Below are 18,698 nucleotides of genomic sequence, written 5' to 3'. Positions count from 1 at the left end.
CTTAATAAAATCAATATTTTTTATCTAGTATAAACTTTTCTATGACTTTTGAAACTCCGTTATTCTCATTTGTATCAGTTACATAATCTGCATATTTCTTCACGCTATCTTCCGCATTACCCATAACAACTGCAAATCCCGCCTCCTTAAGCATTGATAAATCATTTTCACTATCACCTATACACATAATCTCTTCTTTTTTTATATTAAGTCTTTTTGCAATAAGCTTTACAGCTTCACCTTTTGAAGTTCCCTTTGCCATTACTTCTATAGCTCCATTCCATGAATGTACAATATCAATATCTTCTTTTAAACTTTCCACATCCCCTTTAATTTCATCTATTTTACTACTATTCTTAGTCTCTATAATTATTGCTTTTAATATATCATTTTTATAAAGATTAAAAGCTTCTTTAAAATCAGAAAACTCATAAAACTTAATCTTGTCTTCATTCTTTACCAACTCATTCATAATTCTATGACTATCATTTTCTGGTATTTTAGTATCACTTATTATTCCATAAGGAGTGTCGAAATAAGCTAACAAATTATGTTTTTTTATTATATTATAAATACTATTTAAAACTTCTTCATTTAATACCGATTTAAATAATATTTCATCATTATCTTTTTCTCTAACATAAGCTCCATTAGAACATATAAGTGGAGCTTTAATTCCTGTTACATTTGCATATATTTTAGCTGATGCAAATATTCTACCTGTTGATATAGCAATATTTACTCCTAATTCAGTAGCCCTTTTTAAAGCTTTTTTATTTTCTTCACTAACAAAATGATTTTTATTTAATAATGTTCCATCCATATCTATACAAACTAATTTATACATTCTTAAAAATACTCCTTTTTAACTCAAATTATCTTCAAATTATATCACCTTTATAAAAATTAAAATAGAATTAATTTTTATTTAAAAATTTAATTTTATAAATTAAAAAGGCTTTTCCAATTAAGGAAAAGCCTTTTTTCTTAAAATCTTATACCATTTAAAAAATATCCCAAATTAATAATTAACATCTTTATTTTTAAATTTTATTATTCACATACCTTACCTGGATTTAAAATATTTTTAGGGTCAAAAGTTAATTTAATACCCTTCATAATGCCAACTAATTCATCACTTAATGATTCATTTAAATATTCTTTCTTAGCAAATCCGATTCCGTGTTCTCCAGATACTTGTCCTTTTAATTCTTTTGATTTATCATACATACATTGCATAACTTTTTGAAGTTTTTCACCCCAAGTATTTTCATTTAACTTATCTCTTAATATATAAATATGAAGGTTTCCATCACCAGCATGTCCAAAACTCTTAATTCTAATATCATATTCTTTTTCTAACTTATTAGTATACTTAACAAATTCAGCAACTTTATTTCTTGGTACAACTACATCAACTTCATCCATTTCAGTAGTTGAAGCTTTTATAGCTTCTAAGAAAGCTCCTCTTGCAGACCAAATTGATTCTTGTCTTTCTTCAGTATCTGATATAAATGCATCTATAGCACCTTCTTTAAGACATATATCCGCAACCTTTTCATAATCTTTTTCTATTTCTTCTCTTGAATTTCCATCAAAAGTTAAAAGTAAATATGCATCTGAAGTATGATCTGGGAATTTCTTTCCTAAATATTCTTCTGCTGCAACTATTGCTTCTTTTTGCATAAATTCTACAGCTGTTGGAATTGATTTTGATTTAATTATCTTAGGAACTGTTTCTATTGCAGTTTCTAAGTTTTCAAAAGGAACAAGTAAACTAATTGCCTTTTTAGGTAATGGTAATAATTTAAGTGTAGCTTTTGTAATTATTGCTAAAGTACCTTCAGCACCTACAATTAAATCTTTAATACTATATCCTGAACTATTTTTAACAACTTTACCACCTAAATTCATTACATGTCCATTAGGTAATACAACCTCTAAACCTCTTACGTAATCTCTAGTTACTCCATATTTAACAGCTCTCATACCACCTGCATTTGTACTAATATTTCCTCCGATAGTTGCTGTTTTTTCTCCTGGATCTGGTGGATAAAATAAATCATGTTCCTCTACAAACTTTGCAATTTCCATTAATAACACACCAGGCTCTACAGTTAATGTTAAATTTTCTTCATCAAGTTCTAATATTTTATTCATACCACTTAAATCTAAAACTATTCCTTTATGAATAGCAACTGCTGCTCCAACAAGTCCTGTTCCTGATCCTCTTGCAGTTACTGGAATGTTATGTTCATAAGCATATTTCATTATTTCTGATACTTCTTCTGTAGTTAAAGCTTTAACTACTATATCAGGAAATTCTTTTATAGAGCCTAATTCATCGTGACTATAATCTTCACTTATATTTTCCCCATAAAATACTCTATCACTGTCATTAATTATATTTTCAATATCTTTTATAGTATTTTCTGTAACTTTTCCGTAACTCATGATTATTCCCCCTTGCTTTCCTTTATTTCTTCTATTAATTTTGGAACTATTTCATATATATCTCCAACTATTCCATAGTGAGCTACTTTAAATATTGGTGCCTTTTCATCTTTGTTTATTGCAAATATATAATCTGAATTATTCATACCTGCTGTAAATTGTACAGCTCCAGATACACCACAAGTTATTATAAGCTTTGGTCTTACAGTTCTACCACTTAATCCAACTTGCTTTTTAGCATCTTCCCATCCAGCTTCTATTAATGGTCTTGTTACTGCAACTTCTCCACCTAATAAATCTGCAAGTTCTTGTATCATTTCCATATCCTTTTCTGATTTTACAGCTCTACCTGCAACTACTAATACATCAGCTTCTGATATACTATGTTCTTTTTCCTTTTCAACAACTTCTTTTACTTCTATATTTGAATTTAATTTTGAAGAATCTATATCACATATTGTTAATTTACCACTAACATTTTCACTTCTTTCAGGTGCTGACATTACTTTATATCTAACTGTTGCAAGTTGTGGTCTTGAATTTGGAGTTACTATTTGGGCCATTATATTACCACCAAATGCTGGTCTTATTTGAACTAAATCTGTATTTTCTTTTATATCTAATATTGTACAGTCTGCTGTTAACCCAGTTCTACATCTTGCAGCAACTCTTGGAGCTAATGATCTACCAACTGTTGTTGCACCAACAAGAAGCACAGCTGGTTTAACCTTCTTTATAAAGTCATCAACTACTGCTGCATATGGTTCTATTCTGAAGTTTTTAAGTTCTTTTTTATCATATACCATTACTTCATCTACACCATAGTGTAATAATTCTTCTGCTTTTTCTTTTATATTACTTCCTATAAATAAACAATAAACTTTTTGATTTACCTTATCTGCAAGTTCTTTTGCCTTACCAATTAATTCAAATGTAACTGGGTGTATATCTCCATCTACATGGTCTACATATACAGCTACTCCATTCCATTTGCTTTTATCTATTTTAACTACTTCTTCCTCTACGTATTCTACTGCTCCTTTAGGACCTTTTCTTACACACATTTTACACATTTTACAATTTGCATTTATTTCAAGTTTTCCGTCCTTTTCTTCTAAAGCACCAAATGGACAAATTTTTATAATTTCTTCTATGTTGCCTACTTTATCTTGATTTATTACTAACTTTGCCATAATTTACTCCCCCTTAAATAAACTTTAATTCCTTTAATTTTTTAGTCATTTTTTCACTTATCTCATCTGAACTACCTGTCCACATTTCATGGTCATCATTTGATTCTGGTGGGAATATTCTTTCAACTTGAGTAGGAGATCCATTTAATCCATATTTTTTTTCATTTTTATCTTCAAAATCCTTTAAAGATATAACTCTTATTTCTCTATCCTTAGACTCTAAACTTCTTTTATATGAAGGTAATCTTGGTTCAAATATATCTTTTTCTACTGTTATAAGACATGGGTATTTAACATCTACAATTTCTATTGTATTTGGCATGTCCATTTCCACTGTTATAAAATCATCACTTACTTTTAATATTTTTCTTACATTTGCAACATGAGGAATTTGTAGATATTCTGCCATTTCAGGTCCAACCTGTGCTGTATCTCCATCAGTTGTTTGTTTACCACAAATTATCAAATCAAAATCTCCACATTGTCTTATTCCTTGTGATAGTGTATAAGATGTTGCAAGTACATCAGCTCCTGCAAATTTTCTATCTGAAACTAAAGTTCCTTCATCAGCTCCCATTGCAAAAGCTTCTTTTATTACTTCCATAGCTTGAGGTGGTCCCATGCTTATTACCTTTATAACTCCACCTTTTTCTTCTTTTATATTTAATGCAGTTTCTAAGGCATATAAATCATAAGGATTCATTTTTGTATCTATTCCATCCCTTTTTAATACTCCTGTTTTTTCATCAACTTCAACTTTTGATGTTCCTGGTACTTGTTTAATACAAACTATAGTATTCATAAATTTTCACACCTTTCTATTTTAAAGTAATATACAAGCTACTAATAACGTTTACAGTAATATCAGATTTTAAACAGCTCCTATATTACACTTTATACCTTCTTTTTCTACAATATTTTTTAGTTTTTCCATAGTTTCTTTATTAGGACTAACTATATTTTCTGACATTTTATAATCTATTCCTAAACATTCATATTTATTTACTCCTAATCTGTGATAAGGTAATATATGAATTTCAACTAAATTCTTTATAGATTTTGAAAACTTAGCTATTTCTCTAACACTTTCCTCATCACAATTAAAATTTGGAATTATAGGAACTCTTATTATTATATTTTTGCATAAATTATCTATTAACCTTATATTATTAAGTATTTTTTTATTACTTTGTCCAACAAATTTTATATGTTTTTCATCATTTATGCTTTTAATATCTATTAATGCTAAATCCACAAAAGGAAAAACTTCATTTATAGCAGATTCATCCGCATAAGCAGTTGTTTCTATTGCTGTATTTATTAAAGATTGCTTACAGCATTTAAGTAATTCTCTTGCAAATTTAGGTTGCATTAAAGGCTCACCTCCTGATAAGGTAATTCCACCTCCTGATCTCCTAAATTGTACAAAATCTTTTTTTACTATATCTAATACTTCTTTTATAGTTTTATATTCACCAACTTCTACTAAAGAATTAGAATAACATACATCTAAACATTCCTTACAGTTGATACATTTTTCTTTATTTATTATATAATTATTTTTAAAATCTATAGCATCATGCTCGCATGTATTTTCACAGTTATGGCAACCTATACAGTTTTTACTATTAAACATCAATTCTTCAAATTTATGTTGAGACTCTGGATTACTACACCATAAACATCTCAATGGACATCCTTTAAAGAAAACAATTGTTCTAAGTCCTGGTCCATCATTTACTGAAAATCTCTGTATATTAAATATTAAACCTTTTTCTTCATTGTTAAGTATATTGCTCATATTATTTACCCTTCTTAAGTAAATTTTTATATTTAATTTATAAAATTAATATTATAAAACTTATAATTCTAATTCTGTTCTTTTTATAATGTCATCTTGAACACCTTTATCTAAGCATATAAATTGAGCACTATATCCTGCAACTCTAACTATTAAGTCTCTATATTTTTCAGGATGCTTTTGTGCTTCAAGTAAAGTTTCTTTACTTATTATATTAAATTGCATATGCATTCCCTTTTTATCAAAATAGCTTCTAATTAAATTCATTAAATTTTTAAGACCATTATCACCTTCAAGTGTTGAAGGATTAAATTTTTGATTTAGTAATGTTCCACTTGGAGCACTAAAATGATCTAATTTTGCTACTGAATTTGCAGCTGCTGTTGGTCCATTCACATCAGTTCCTCTAGTTGGAGAAACTCCATCTGCAATTGGTTCTCCTGAATTTCTACCATCAGGTGTTGCACCAACTAATGAACCTAAATGTACATTATTTGATACTGGATATAATCCTGGTAAAAATCTTCCACCACGTTGATTATAATGTTTAAGAACTTCTTCACAATATATAAGAGAACCTTCCCTTGTATATTCATCTACTTCGTCTATATCATTACCAAACTTAGGTGCTCTATTTAAAAGCATTTGTCTAATATTTTCATATTTCATTTTTTTGTCTTTATCTTCTAAATCTTTACCAAAATTACTATTAAGTGCTTCTTTTAATTCTTCTAAAGAAATTTTCTTTTCATCAAATACTAATTTTTTTATTGCCATAAATGAATTTCCGACATTAGCTACACCAACTCCTAAAGGACCTGAGAAGCGATAATGTCCTCCACCTTCTTGTATTGATTTTCCTAAAGAAATACAATCATCTAACATACATGATAAAAATGGAAGTGGAGCTCTTTCTCTATGTGCAATATCTACGCAGTTATCTGCTGCTACCATATGGTTAACAAAGAAATGTATTTGTTTTTTATATGCTTCAATTAAATCGTCAATACTTTCAAACTCAGCAAAACTTTTAGTAGTTGATCCAACTTTCTTTCCATTTTCAGTTCCATCATTAATTGCAATTTCTAATACTTTAGCTAAGTTAAAGAATGCTGCATCATACCATCCATCTGTTTTACCAGGTTTTTGTGGCTCAACACATCCAACTATTCCATAATCTCTTGCATCTTCTAAAGTTAATCCTTGATTTACAAGCATAGGAATTATTACTTCATCATTATAAAAAGCAGGTAATCCAGTTCCTAATCTAGCTACTTCGCATGCTCTTATTAAAAATTCATCAGGTGAATTATTCCAAACCCTAACTGATAAAGATGGCTGTGGTAATTTTAAACTTCCTGTTGCATCCATACACAAATAAGTTAAATCATTTGTTGCATCCTTTCCATCAGGAGTTTGTCCACCAACAATTAAATTTTGGAACATTGAATATCCACTAAAGGCTTTAGTTGTAGTTTCATCACGAACTTTTGTTAATTCATTAAACTTAACCCATAAGCAATGAAGCACTTCTCTATCAAAATCTTTTAATTTTTCTGAATTTTCCAAATCTTTTTTGTAAAAAGGATACATATATTGGTCAAAACGTGCTGGAGAAATAGCATGGCCATTTGATTCTAAACTAATTATTAATTGAATGAACCAAAAAGATTGACAAGCTTCATAAAAAGTTTCAGCTGGATATTCAGGAACCTTATTACAAATTCTTGATATCTCTAATAATTCTTTTTTCCTTGTTTCATCTTTTTCTTTACTTGCTAATTCTTTTGCAAGATTTGAATATCTATGTGCATAATCAATTGCTGCATTACAACAAATTAAAATAGCATCCCAAAACATTTTCTTATGAATATATTCTGGATCACTTTCTTTTGACTTTTTAATTTGTTCTTTTACCTCTTTAATTATTCCAGAAAATCCGTTTTTCAAAACTTTTTCATAATCAACTGATATATGACCAAGACCATTAAAATGATAATTTGCAACAGTAAATACATTAGCTTTCATTGCATTTTTTGTTGATTCTGGCATATAAGCTGTAGCGAGTTCACTAACAGTTTTACCATCCCAGTACTTAAATATTTCTTTCAATTCACTTTTAGTTTCTTCTGAAATTTTAAATGCATCTGATGTTCTTTTCTCTAATTTATCGAATTCATCTACAAGCCATTTGTTTGAAAATTCTGGATAAACTTGAGCTGATCTTGGATTTTTAGTTAAACTTCCAACAATAAGTTCTCCATTTCTTATTGTTATAGGCATTTTTTCTAAAAGAGCTTTTAACGCTTTTGCTTTTCTTATTATTATAGGTTCATTTTCTGTTTTCTTGAAAGAATCAGTTAAAATTCTAGCTCTATCTACTTCAATTTCAGGAAAAGCAGATAAAATTTCTTCTTTTAAAATTTCCACTCTCTTTGTAGGTTTTTCAAATCCTCTTTGTAAAGTTTCCACTTAAATCTCCCCTATCTTTTAAAATAATTAATTTTAATTATTTTTATTTTTTTAAATTAAAACCCAAATACGGGACCTAATAAATAAGTTAAAAGTCCAAACAATATTACAAATACCAAGCAAAACTTAAGTGTTGAATTTAATATTTTTCCTTCTTCTCCAACAAGACCTGTTGCAGCAGTAGCAACTGCTATACTTTGAGGAGATATCATTTTACCAGCAGTTGCTCCGCAAGTATTTGCTGCAGCAAGCCAATATGAATTCAAGTGTAAAGTTTTTGCAACTTCAACTTGAAGCTCCCCAAATAAAACGTTTGCAGAAGTATCGCTACCTGTTACAAAGGTTCCAAGTGCCCCTATTAATGGTGCAATTATTGGATAAAATCCTCCTGTTATTGCTACTAATACTATTGACATTGATTTAATCATTCCACTATAGCCCATAACTTTAGCTAAAGCTACTATAGACATTATTGTTATGGCCGTTTTACCCATTTGTTTACATGTTTTGAGAAGAACTAATGATATCTCTTTAAATTTTGCACCTTGAATTATTCCTCCTATGTATGTTGCTATTATTATTAGTGTTCCTGGAGTTGCAAGCCATAAAAATGTATAAGGCTTTGCACCAGTTCCTCTGTAAATTTTTATTGATGTTTTCACTAAGGATAACTTTTCATTAATAAATGGGAAAAGTGATGAAGTGAAAAATATAAATAAAAATACTAATATAAATGGCGTCCAAGCCCAAATCTTCTTTTTTGTAGTTAAACTATGATTTTTACTTGCTGATTCTTTATAAAATAATTTAGCAACTAAAACCGTTAAAGCCATTGAAAGAATTGAGCCTAATATAGCTGGTAATTCAGCTCCAATATACTTAGCAATTAAAACTTGTGGTAATGCAAAGGATATTCCTGAAACTAATGAAATTCCTAAAACTCCTTTTATTGCCTTAACCGACTTTCCTGTTATCATAACTAATATAATTGGAACTACAATAATAAATAGAAATAATTGAATACTTACTGCATAGGATAATTCGTTTACATTTAAATTAGCTACTTGAGCAAGAGTTGTTACTGGAAGCCCTATAGCTCCAAATGCTGTAGGAGTTGTATTTGCTATTAAACAAATTATTGCCGCAAAAAGTGGATTAAATCCAAGCCCAGCCATTATACTAGCTGGTATAGCAACAGCAGTTCCAAACCCTGCAATAGCTTCTAAAAATCCTCCAAATCCCCATGCAAGAATTAATACCAGAATTCTTTTATCAGTAGTTATTTCCATCATCATTTTTTTAATGATTTCCATACTACCAGTATGCAACGACAAATTATAAGTAAATACCGCAGCTATAATTACTATCATTATAGGCCAAATAGCAAGTGCTATGCCTTCTAATGCTGCTGATAATGACATATCAAACGGCATTTTCCAAATAGTAATCGAAAGTATTATAGTAACTATTAAAGTTATAGGACAAATTTTATATCCTGCAACTTTAAATACACCAAGTGCTACCATAAGCAGAATTATTGGTAATAATGCAATTATAAATTTTAAATAAATATTCATCATTTCCTCCTTCATTATATATACTAACTAGGTGGTATGACCAATTTTCAATTTTATTGTACTCCTTTATTCTAGGTATTTCCAGTATTGTTATTTTTTTAACACATATTTTTTGTAAACGTATTAACAAAAAATAAGGGAGTCATCAAATATGACTCCCTTTTAAGAACAAATTATTAACTTTTAATTTCCATTAGTTTCCTTATTACTTTGTTAATTATTTAACACTTTATATATTCTTTTATTAATTTAAAGTGTTCTTTAAGTGCTATATACGCTTTATAATCATCTTTTGCCTCAAGTGCAAGATAAATTCTTTCATGTAAGTCTAATAATTTCTCTTTATTTTCACTACTTTCTAATATATTTTTTCTTAAGTCAGTTATAAACTTGTCCATTAATTGTGATACTACATTTAAAAGATTTGTTATAAGTTCATTGTTAGCTGCTTTTACTATAGTATAGTGAAATTCTTTATCTATAATTACATTGTTCGATTCTATATCACTTTCCTTAAACATATTAATTAAATTCTTTAATTTTTCAAGTTCTTTTTCATTTATTCTTTTAGCTGATAACATTATAGTAGAAAGTTCTAAAACTTCTCTAAGTTCATATATATCCATTGATGATCCTTGTTTTAACATAAACATCATTGATAATGGCTCTAAAAGTATATCATTAAAATCTTTTTTTATATAATTTCCCGCACCTTGTTTGCTTTCTATTAAACCGATTACTTCAAGAGATCTTATAGCTTCTCTTATTGAAGCCCTACTTACACTCAGATCTTCTGCCATAGCTCTTTCTGTTGGTAACTTTTCTCCCATTTTAAGTTCACCATCTTCAACCATATTTTTTATATGTTCTACTACCTGCTCATAAACCTTTGTGCTTTTTGTTGAACTATTCATCCTTATTCATCTCCTTTATTATTTATTATTTTAACTTATTTTATATTCTATAAATATATTAATAGCATAAATGTATATATAATGTATATACATTTACCTTTTAATCTAATATTTAATATATTATATACTTTGTTTACTAAATCATTTAAATGTATAAATATAATTAAAAATTACATAATAAAAAAAGCTTGCATAAAATGCAAGCTAAAATTTAGTTTCTTATAATTATATAGGATAGATATCCTACATATAAAAGAACTAAAAATGTTCCTTCTATTCTATTTAATTTTTTTATATTTTCTTTATTATTTATAAATATAATAGCCCCTATTATTAAAGTTGATATTATTAAAAATAATAAATCTATAGATAAATTTCCAGAAGCAACAATTGGGTTTATTGTAGAAGACAGTCCTAATATTAAAAGTATATTAAATATGTTAGATCCTAATACATTTCCAATTGCTATCTCTGTTTCTCCTTTAAGAGCTGCAACTATTGATGTTACAAGTTCTGGAAGTGATGTTCCTACCGCAACAATTGTAAGTCCAACTAATTTTTCACTCATCCCTATAGAGTAAGCTATTTGAGATGCTGAATCTACAACAAGCTTTCCTCCTAAAATAATAGCTAAAATTCCAACAATAACTTTTATAACATTAGGTAAAGTTTTAATATTGTTAAATTCTTTAATATCTTCAGAATTTGATCTTCCTTTTTTTGCACTTAATATTAAAAATATTGTATAAATAATTGCAAATATCAATAAAATTATACCATCTAATCTAGTTATAATTCCGTCTTTTCCATCAATTGAAAATCCAAAGCAAACAAAATATAAAGCTAATATTACTAAAATATTTATAAAAAAATCTCTTCTAATTACATTTTTCTTTATTATTAAGGTTCTAGCAATTGCAGTTCCACCTAAAACTACTAAAGTATTAAATATATTAGAACCAAGTACATTACCAATTGCTATACCATTATTACCTTGAAATGCTGAAATTGAACTAACGGCAAGTTCAGGAGCACTTGTTCCAAGTGACACTATCGTAAGCCCTACTATAACAGAAGGTATTCCAGCTTTTTTTGCTATACTAGATGCTCCATCAACAAATATATCTGCTCCTTTTATTAAAAGGATAAACCCTACTATTAATAACACCACATATATAAAATTTGTCATATTAAAATTCCCTTTCTAATAAAACTTATTTAACAAAACTATTTATTTTTTTAACTAAAACTTTTACTTTTTTTTGCTCATCTTCATCATCTAATCCTAAGCAATTTATTGCATAATTTTCTATAATAAGTCCACCAACATTATTAATTGCAGATCTTATAGCTGCTATTTGAACAAGAACATCACCACAGCAAGCATTCTTTTCCATCATACCTTGTATCCCTTTAACTTGCCCTTCTATTCTTCTTAATCTGTTCATTATATCTTTTCTAAGCTTTTCATTATGCTCATCAAAAGTTAATATATCATTATCCATACGTTGTCCTCCTTATACCTCCCTACGGTATTTATTCTTATTATAATATAATACATTATTTTTCTATTTTTTGAAAGTCATTAATATTGTACACTTTTTCTTTACAAAATATTATACTACCATTAAACTTATTGTTAGCAATATATTTTTAGGAGGAAAAAATGAGTATAGTTATTGTTAAAAATATGAATCATGGCTTTGGAGATAGAGCTATATTTGAAGATGTTTCTTTTAGATTATTAAAAGGCGAACATGTTGGACTTATCGGAGCAAACGGAGAAGGTAAGTCTACTTTTATGAATATAATTACTGGTAAACTAATGCCAGATGAAGGTAAAGTTATATGGTCTAATAATGTTAGAGTTGGTTATATGGATCAACACGCAGTATTAACAAAAGGTACATCAATAAGAGATGCACTAAGAGATGCATTTAAATATTTATTTGATTTAGAAGCTGAAATGAATTGTTTATATGAAAAAATGGGTGAAGTTTCAGAAGATGAACTTAATAAAATGCTTGAAAGAACTGCAACAATTCAAGATATGCTTGATAATAATGGTTTTTATATGATAGATGCTAAAGTTGATGAGGTTGCTAAAGGTCTTGGTCTTTTAGATTTAGGTCTTGATAAAGATGTTGACGATTTATCAGGAGGACAAAGAACTAAAATTCTTTTAGGTAAATTACTTCTTCAAAATCCAGATATATTACTTTTAGATGAGCCTACTAACTACTTAGATGAAGAACATATATTATGGCTTAAAAGATATTTACAAAATTATGAAAATGCATTTATACTTATATCTCATGATATTCCATTCTTAAATGATGTTGTAAACTTAATATATCATGTTGAGGAAAGAAAACTTACAAGATATGTTGGGGATTACTATGAATTTAAGAGAATTTATGATGAAAATAAAAAGAGACTTGAAATAGCCTATGAAAAACAACAAAAAGAAATTGCAAGACTTGAAGATTTCGTTGCCAGAAATAAAGCTAATGTAGCAACAACTGGTATGGCCAAATCTAGACAAAAGAAACTAGATAAAATGGAAAGAATAGAACTTACTAAAGAAAAACCAAAACCTGAATTTAATTTTAAATATGGAAAAACTTCTGGAAAAGTTATATTTGAAACTGAAGATTTAGTTATAGGATATGATAAACCTCTTACAAAACCACTTAATCTATATATGGAAAGAGGTCAAAAAATAGCGTTAGTTGGAGCTAATGGTCTTGGTAAATCTACTCTTTTAAAAAGTTTACTTGGAAAAGTTAAGCCTTTAAGTGGTAAAGTCCATTTAGGTGATTATCAACAAATAGGATACTTTGAACAAGAAGATAGAGAAGATAACAATAATACTTGTATCGAAGAAGTTTGGGAAGAATTTCCAAGCAAAACTCAATATGAAATAAGATCAGCTCTTGCAAAATGTGGTCTTACAACAAAACAACTTGAATCTAAAATTAGAGTTTTATCTGGTGGTGAAGCTGCAAAAGTTAGACTTTGTAAAATATTAAATACAGAAACAAATATTTTAATATTTGACGAACCTACAAACCACTTAGATGTTGATGCAAAAGATGAACTTAAAAGAGCTTTAAAAGAATATAAAGGAACGATACTTTTAGTATCTCACGAACCTGAATTTTATAAAGATATAGTTACAGAAATTTGGAATTGTGAAGATTGGACTACAAAAATAATATAAAATTTCAAGAGTTAGCTAAAATTTAGCTAACTCTTTTTTATAAATTTAAATTATTAAACTTTTTTGATACAACTTTATATGAAATAATAGATAATACAATTAAAATTATTATTAAACATAAAGCAATAATATTTAAATTATTTACAATAAATAGCGTATTTACTTCTATATCACTTGATACAATATTCCCAATTAAAAATATAGATATTAAAACTGAAAATAACCTAATATAAAAATTTATATTACTATTTGGAAATAGTAAAGCTGAAAATAAATTAGTCAATGCAACTATATAAAATATTATAAATGAAAATATCATAATATACATGTTACTTAAAAAACTTATATTTAATATATTATTTACTATCACTTGGATTAACAAAACAGGTATATAGTATATAAAAAATATAGATATAGTTGTTTTAATTTTACCAAGTACAATTTCTTCCGCTTTTATTGGTAATGATTTTAAAAGCTTGTTTATATTATTCCCAGAAGTTTTCGCTATTATAAAACTTATACTTAATAAAGAAAAAGAAAAAGAAAAAACTATAGTCATAATAGCATGCAAATTAACATATAAATTATTTTCTCTATTTTTTATAATTAAAGCTATTAAAAATATTAAAAATAAAATATACACTATATATATTTTAGTCTGTATTTTTATATCTTTTAAAACTAAATTATTCATTATTAAACATCCCTTCTTTTAAAGATAAATATTGAAAGCATTAAAGATATTAAAAATACTATTATACTAAAAATTAAAAATTTAAAATTATTTATAAATAAGGTTGTTTTAATTTGCATTTCCATTAAGAATATTACTGTAATCACCGAAAATGCTACATTAAAAAATTTTATATATTTATAATTTATATTTATAAAAACTGGAAGTATAATTGAAGCATACAAAAATTGTATTGAAAGGGTTGTAATTATATTTGAAAAACATGTAGACATAGTTCTATTAAAAATAAAATTAAAAAACAATGATATTATAAGAAAAAGTATATTAGTTAATATAATATAAATAATAGAACTTAAATATTTTGATAAAACATATTTCTCTTTTTTAATTGGCAAGGAATTTAAATAAATATTGAATTTATTTCTTTTTTCTATTTGAATTGAAACTATTATGAAATAAAAAGTAAAAAATATAGACATAAACTGAATATTATTTATAGAATTACTTAAAGTAAAACTGCATAAAATTACAATAATGCTTATAACTAAGCTTTTTATATAGTTCTTTTGAATTAAAAATTCTATCCTTAATAATTCGCTCATAAATTACACCTCTTTATGTTTAGAATAATAAACTATTATATCGTCTAAATTAGCCTTTTCTAAAATAACTTTATCCCCTAATTCTTTTACACATATCTTATTATCTGTTAAACCTTCAAAATTATATTTATTTCTCTTAACCCCTATAAACTTACTTTCTATACTTTTATCTAATATATCTAAAGGCCCTTTAACTAAGAAATGATTATCCAAAAGAGTATCTTTTTCTATAGAAAATTGTAATTTTCCATCATTTATAAATGTTATATAATCAGCTAATTTTTCTAAATCATTAGTTATATGAGTAGAATATAATATTGAAATTTCTTCTTCTCCAATAAGATTAAATAAAATATCTAAAAGCTCACTTCTAAATACAGGATCAAGTCCTGATGTTGGTTCATCTAATATTAAAAGTTCTGCACTATGTGAAAGTGCAATAGCTAAAGAAAATCTCATCTTTTGTCCCTTTGATAATTCTTTCAGCTTCTTTTTACTATTTAAATTAAATATTTTTATATAATTTTTATATTTTTCCTCATTCCATTTTGAATAAAATGATGATATTATTTTTTTATTTTCTTCTAAAGAAAATTCTTCAAAAGCATAACAATCATCATAAACAAAACCTATCTTATCCTTTATAAAAATTTCATTATCTTTAATATTTTTATTAAATACTTTTATATCTCCAGAATTCACCTTTAAAAGTCCCATTATAGATTTAATTAATGTTGTTTTACCTGCTCCATTTGGTCCAATTAATCCCATTACCATTCCTTTTGGTAGATTAAAGGTTATATCCTTTAACGAAAAATATTTGTAATTTTTAATGACATTTTTTAACTCTAATATATTATCATAATTTTCCATAAAAACTCTCCTTAAATTTCTTTTAATGTTTTAAGTATTTCTATTAATTCATCAAATTCTAACCCTATGCTATTTGAAATATTAATTGCTTCAATAAATTTATCTTCAATTTCTTTAAGCTTTGCCTCTTTTAAAAATTCTCTATTTTGCTCTGCAACATACGACCCCTTTCCTCTAATTGTGTATATATATCCATCTCTTTCAAGTTCCTCATAAGCTCTTTTTGTAGTAATAACACTAACTCTAAGTTCTGCTGCTAAACTTCTTATTGATGGAAGTAATTCATTTTCTTTTAAATTTCCTGATATTATTTCATTTTTAATCTCTTTTGCTATTTGTTCATATATTGGTATTCCTAAAGTATTCGAAATTATTATGTTCAAATTTTCACCCCTCTTTATATATACTGTATATATACTTTATATACAGTATATACACATTGAATAATTTTGTCAATTATTTTTACAAACTTTCAGTATTACATTACAGTATTATACTTAAATGAATAAACATATTTCATTTATTGCATACATCTTAAAATATATTGCTATATTAACAGGTAAATCAAATGTAAATCTTAATAAAATCAATTTATATTATGATTAAATATAATTTATACCAATCTTATTATAAGTTACATTTAGGTTTTAATATTACTATTTAAAATTTAGTAGCAATAGCAATTTGAATTTTACACAAAGGAAAAAATTATATTGAAGTAATAGGTAGAATTAGTCTTTCATTCTTTTTATAAATGACTCTTAAAATGGATCTTATAAACTTAAAATTATGAGAGCTTTTTGATTTAATAATGATTGTTGTACAAACTATACTATAGTATTGTTCAATTATTTTATAACATTTAATATAAATATTAAAATTTTATTATGTAGTTTTATTTGCATCATCAAAATTCGGACTTGTAATGAGTGAGACTATACAGGCTTTCGCAAATACGAATGCATTAACAAATAAATTTGACTTTGCAAAAACTCCATGTATTACTGTCTCTATAGTAAGATATCTATTAATTCTTCTATTATTAAATTATTTATAAATATAATAAATTAGTTAATATTTAATTTATAAAAAAGTCTATGCGAAATATTCACATAGACTTTTTCAAAATTAATATTATTTATTTATTTTTCCGTTAGTAAATGAATTTACTATTATATATTTACTATCTCCTACATTCATATACTCTATTTTGACCTTATCACCAACACTACTTAAAGCTACTTCTCTAGCTGTTTCTGTTGATACTGAATATATATTATCTGAACCTTTAAGCTTAATATCATATATACTAGTTCCTTCTTTTATAACAAGACCTATTCTTTCTATTTCTCCTTCTATAACTTTAGCGCTATTACTTCCTTCCAAAGAAATGTTTGTGTTAGTTAAAACTTCTAAATATTTATTTAATGTTGCTTGAAGAGAATCTCCAACTGCAACAGTATTGTAATTTTTAACATTAACCATAGCATAATTTTTAACTAATCCATTTGCATCTTTTAATGTCATAAAATACGTTGGTTCATTCTGAATATTTATTAAATAAGGGAATGTAGCTGTATATTTATATTGCTGAACTTTTCCTTCAGCGGACTTCATTGCAGCTGTTTCAGTTGCACCTGATGTTTTATACATAGTTGTTTTTCCAGTTCTAGTGTTAGTTAAAGTAAACCCTACTAATCCCTCATCATTTCCAACAGAAGTTATACCAGTATAATAATAACATTCATTTTTGTTATAAATAAGATTCATTCCATCTGTTGATACTAATTTATCTTTATCACTAAAATTAAATACTCCATGAACTAATGTACCCCATTTATCAATATAATTTTTTATAAATCTATCTGGTTGTATTCTATCAACCCATTTTGGCATATTATCTATATCATAAACTTCTGACTTACCACTTTGTGCATCAATTATTAAAGCACCTATTGCTTTATATTCTGTAATTCCAATAGCATTATCATATCTTGTTATTACCCAGTATGGCTTTCCACTATCATCTAATTCAAAAGTATAATCTGTATGGGCTTTCTTCATGTCCCTTAAAAAAGCTGCTCTATTTAAATCTGAAAAAAGATATGCTGAATCTAAATATTTTATCTTTAATGGTTTTCCATCAAGTTCTGTTACAAGCTGTACATCATTTTGATTAGTTGCACTAACCTTTACATACCCCGCAGTTCCTTCCATATTTGATAACCATTTAAAAAGTGATGAATGTTCAAGAGGTGCTACATAACAAAGTTCTCCATTGACACTTTGAAGAGTTAAATCACCTACATAAACTTGGCTTCCAAGGCTTGGTATTTCACCAAGTTTTTTGTCAGCTAATTTATCTGCTAGCTCTTTATCTATTGTAGGAAGTTGTTTTAAATCTATGTGATCTATTTGACTTGAAAATTCAACTGATTCAACCGGTCCAATTAAATTTCTATGATTTTTATAACTTATAACTGGACTAAAAAATACCATAAGTCCTACATATATTAAAAATACAATAACTCCTGACATAATGTATTTTTTACTAAAATGTGTAACTCCATAAATTATGCTACAAACTATAAAGGGAAGTATTAATACAAAAAAACTTAATGATAAATCAAGTATAAGCTTACTTTGAAATAATAATATTACCCCCAATAATAAATAAGCAATTAAAAGCCATTTTAAAAATTGATTAAATTTAGCAGTTTTATTTTTAATATTTTCCGTAAAACTATTTTTTGCATTTTTCATTTTAGATATATTTTCAAATATATCTTCAAAATCACCTCTACCATTCATGGTATATTCCTCCTTTTATTATATTGTTACAATTATATCATAATGTAATATTTAATACTATATATTAATAAAATTTATTCATTA

Annotated in this window: 16 protein-coding genes; 1 reads left to right on the top strand and 15 read right to left on the bottom strand. The window is 26.6% G+C overall.

Features of this window, described 5'->3' with window-relative positions; all coding sequences use genetic code 11:
• Positions 1-10: 10 nt before the first annotated feature.
• The 10 genes from AC4FQW_RS01070 to AC4FQW_RS01025 form a co-directional block, all read right to left on the bottom strand.
• Positions 11-847, bottom strand: a complete 837-nt coding sequence (locus tag AC4FQW_RS01070; protein ID WP_303127637.1) for a Cof-type HAD-IIB family hydrolase — start codon at positions 845-847, stop codon at positions 11-13.
• Positions 848-1,053: 206 nt separating this feature from the next.
• The gene (locus AC4FQW_RS01065) at positions 1,054-2,454 is read right to left on the bottom strand and encodes an FAD-binding oxidoreductase (RefSeq protein WP_303127640.1); all 1,401 of its coding nucleotides are present in this window, start codon (positions 2,452-2,454) and stop codon (positions 1,054-1,056) included.
• Between the two features lie 2 nt (positions 2,455-2,456).
• Positions 2,457-3,647 (bottom strand): electron transfer flavoprotein subunit alpha/FixB family protein, encoded by a 1,191-nt coding sequence (locus AC4FQW_RS01060; protein ID WP_303127643.1) that lies wholly within the window; start codon positions 3,645-3,647, stop codon positions 2,457-2,459.
• Positions 3,648-3,660: 13 nt separating this feature from the next.
• The gene (locus AC4FQW_RS01055; RefSeq protein ID WP_303127646.1) at positions 3,661-4,449 is read right to left on the bottom strand and encodes an electron transfer flavoprotein subunit beta/FixA family protein; all 789 of its coding nucleotides are present in this window, start codon (positions 4,447-4,449) and stop codon (positions 3,661-3,663) included.
• Positions 4,450-4,518: 69 nt separating this feature from the next.
• The gene (locus AC4FQW_RS01050) at positions 4,519-5,448 is read right to left on the bottom strand and encodes a glycyl-radical enzyme activating protein (protein WP_491146821.1); all 930 of its coding nucleotides are present in this window, start codon (positions 5,446-5,448) and stop codon (positions 4,519-4,521) included.
• Positions 5,449-5,508: 60 nt separating this feature from the next.
• Complete coding sequence (locus AC4FQW_RS01045; protein ID WP_491146820.1) at positions 5,509-7,920, bottom strand: glycyl radical protein; 2,412 nt, start codon at positions 7,918-7,920, stop codon at positions 5,509-5,511.
• 56 nt (positions 7,921-7,976) lie between these two features.
• Positions 7,977-9,497 (bottom strand): L-lactate permease, encoded by a 1,521-nt coding sequence (locus AC4FQW_RS01040; RefSeq protein WP_491146819.1) that lies wholly within the window; start codon positions 9,495-9,497, stop codon positions 7,977-7,979.
• Positions 9,498-9,718: 221 nt separating this feature from the next.
• A complete protein-coding gene (locus tag AC4FQW_RS01035) occupies positions 9,719-10,411 on the bottom strand; it encodes a FadR/GntR family transcriptional regulator (protein WP_303127657.1) in 693 nt (230 codons plus the stop codon).
• A 211-nt stretch (positions 10,412-10,622) separates the two neighbouring features.
• The gene (locus AC4FQW_RS01030) at positions 10,623-11,600 is read right to left on the bottom strand and encodes a calcium/sodium antiporter (protein ID WP_303127659.1); all 978 of its coding nucleotides are present in this window, start codon (positions 11,598-11,600) and stop codon (positions 10,623-10,625) included.
• Positions 11,601-11,625: 25 nt separating this feature from the next.
• A complete protein-coding gene (locus tag AC4FQW_RS01025) occupies positions 11,626-11,916 on the bottom strand; it encodes a metal-sensitive transcriptional regulator (protein ID WP_303127662.1) in 291 nt (96 codons plus the stop codon).
• A gap of 161 nt (positions 11,917-12,077) precedes the next feature.
• Between AC4FQW_RS01025 and AC4FQW_RS01020 the strand changes: the two genes are divergently transcribed.
• Positions 12,078-13,634: an ABC-F family ATP-binding cassette domain-containing protein gene (locus tag AC4FQW_RS01020; RefSeq protein WP_303127673.1), complete on the top strand. Its 1,557-nt coding sequence runs from the start codon at positions 12,078-12,080 to the stop codon at positions 13,632-13,634.
• Between the two features lie 37 nt (positions 13,635-13,671).
• On the opposite strand, the gene AC4FQW_RS01015 is transcribed toward AC4FQW_RS01020, so the two are convergent.
• The 5 genes from AC4FQW_RS01015 to AC4FQW_RS00995 all read right to left on the bottom strand — a co-directional run bounded on the left by AC4FQW_RS01015 (position 13,672) and on the right by AC4FQW_RS00995 (position 18,566).
• The gene (locus AC4FQW_RS01015; RefSeq protein ID WP_491146818.1) at positions 13,672-14,328 is read right to left on the bottom strand and encodes an ABC-2 transporter permease; all 657 of its coding nucleotides are present in this window, start codon (positions 14,326-14,328) and stop codon (positions 13,672-13,674) included.
• A gap of 2 nt (positions 14,329-14,330) precedes the next feature.
• A complete protein-coding gene (locus AC4FQW_RS01010; protein WP_491146817.1) occupies positions 14,331-14,930 on the bottom strand; it encodes an ABC-2 transporter permease in 600 nt (199 codons plus the stop codon).
• Between the two features lie 3 nt (positions 14,931-14,933).
• Entirely contained in the window at positions 14,934-15,803 is an 870-nt protein-coding gene (locus AC4FQW_RS01005) for an ABC transporter ATP-binding protein (RefSeq protein WP_491146816.1), read from the bottom strand.
• Between the two features lie 11 nt (positions 15,804-15,814).
• Positions 15,815-16,186: a GntR family transcriptional regulator gene (locus AC4FQW_RS01000; protein WP_491146815.1), complete on the bottom strand. Its 372-nt coding sequence runs from the start codon at positions 16,184-16,186 to the stop codon at positions 15,815-15,817.
• Positions 16,187-16,937: 751 nt separating this feature from the next.
• A complete protein-coding gene (locus tag AC4FQW_RS00995; protein WP_491148132.1) occupies positions 16,938-18,566 on the bottom strand; it encodes an NADH dehydrogenase subunit 6 in 1,629 nt (542 codons plus the stop codon).
• Between the last annotated feature and the right edge of the window lie 132 nt (positions 18,567-18,698).

The sequence above is a fragment of the Clostridium sp. TJA085 genome (assembly GCF_058310235.1).
The sequence above is the reverse complement of the archived record's forward strand: the minus strand, read 5'-3'. Positions and strand labels throughout refer to the sequence as shown.

Excerpts from the sequence above, each read along its gene's own strand:
- AC4FQW_RS01035 (WP_303127657.1), bottom strand. The coding sequence starts at position 10,411 with ATGAATAGTTCAACAAAAAGCACAAAGGTTTATGAGCAGGTAGTAGAA.
- AC4FQW_RS01050 (WP_491146821.1), bottom strand. The coding sequence starts at position 5,448 with ATGAGCAATATACTTAACAATGAAGAAAAAGGTTTAATATTTAATATA.
- AC4FQW_RS01030 (WP_303127659.1), bottom strand. The coding sequence starts at position 11,600 with ATGACAAATTTTATATATGTGGTGTTATTAATAGTAGGGTTTATCCTT.
- AC4FQW_RS01040 (WP_491146819.1), bottom strand. The coding sequence starts at position 9,497 with ATGAATATTTATTTAAAATTTATAATTGCATTATTACCAATAATTCTG.
- AC4FQW_RS01015 (WP_491146818.1), bottom strand. The coding sequence starts at position 14,328 with ATGAATAATTTAGTTTTAAAAGATATAAAAATACAGACTAAAATATAT.
- AC4FQW_RS01005 (WP_491146816.1), bottom strand. The coding sequence starts at position 15,803 with ATGGAAAATTATGATAATATATTAGAGTTAAAAAATGTCATTAAAAAT.
- AC4FQW_RS01070 (WP_303127637.1), bottom strand. The coding sequence starts at position 847 with ATGTATAAATTAGTTTGTATAGATATGGATGGAACATTATTAAATAAA.
- AC4FQW_RS00995 (WP_491148132.1), bottom strand. The coding sequence starts at position 18,566 with ATGAAAAATGCAAAAAATAGTTTTACGGAAAATATTAAAAATAAAACT.
- AC4FQW_RS01020 (WP_303127673.1), top strand. The coding sequence starts at position 12,078 with ATGAGTATAGTTATTGTTAAAAATATGAATCATGGCTTTGGAGATAGA.
- AC4FQW_RS01055 (WP_303127646.1), bottom strand. The coding sequence starts at position 4,449 with ATGAATACTATAGTTTGTATTAAACAAGTACCAGGAACATCAAAAGTT.
- AC4FQW_RS01010 (WP_491146817.1), bottom strand. The coding sequence starts at position 14,930 with ATGAGCGAATTATTAAGGATAGAATTTTTAATTCAAAAGAACTATATA.
- AC4FQW_RS01060 (WP_303127643.1), bottom strand. The coding sequence starts at position 3,647 with ATGGCAAAGTTAGTAATAAATCAAGATAAAGTAGGCAACATAGAAGAA.
- AC4FQW_RS01025 (WP_303127662.1), bottom strand. The coding sequence starts at position 11,916 with ATGGATAATGATATATTAACTTTTGATGAGCATAATGAAAAGCTTAGA.
- AC4FQW_RS01065 (WP_303127640.1), bottom strand. The coding sequence starts at position 2,454 with ATGAGTTACGGAAAAGTTACAGAAAATACTATAAAAGATATTGAAAAT.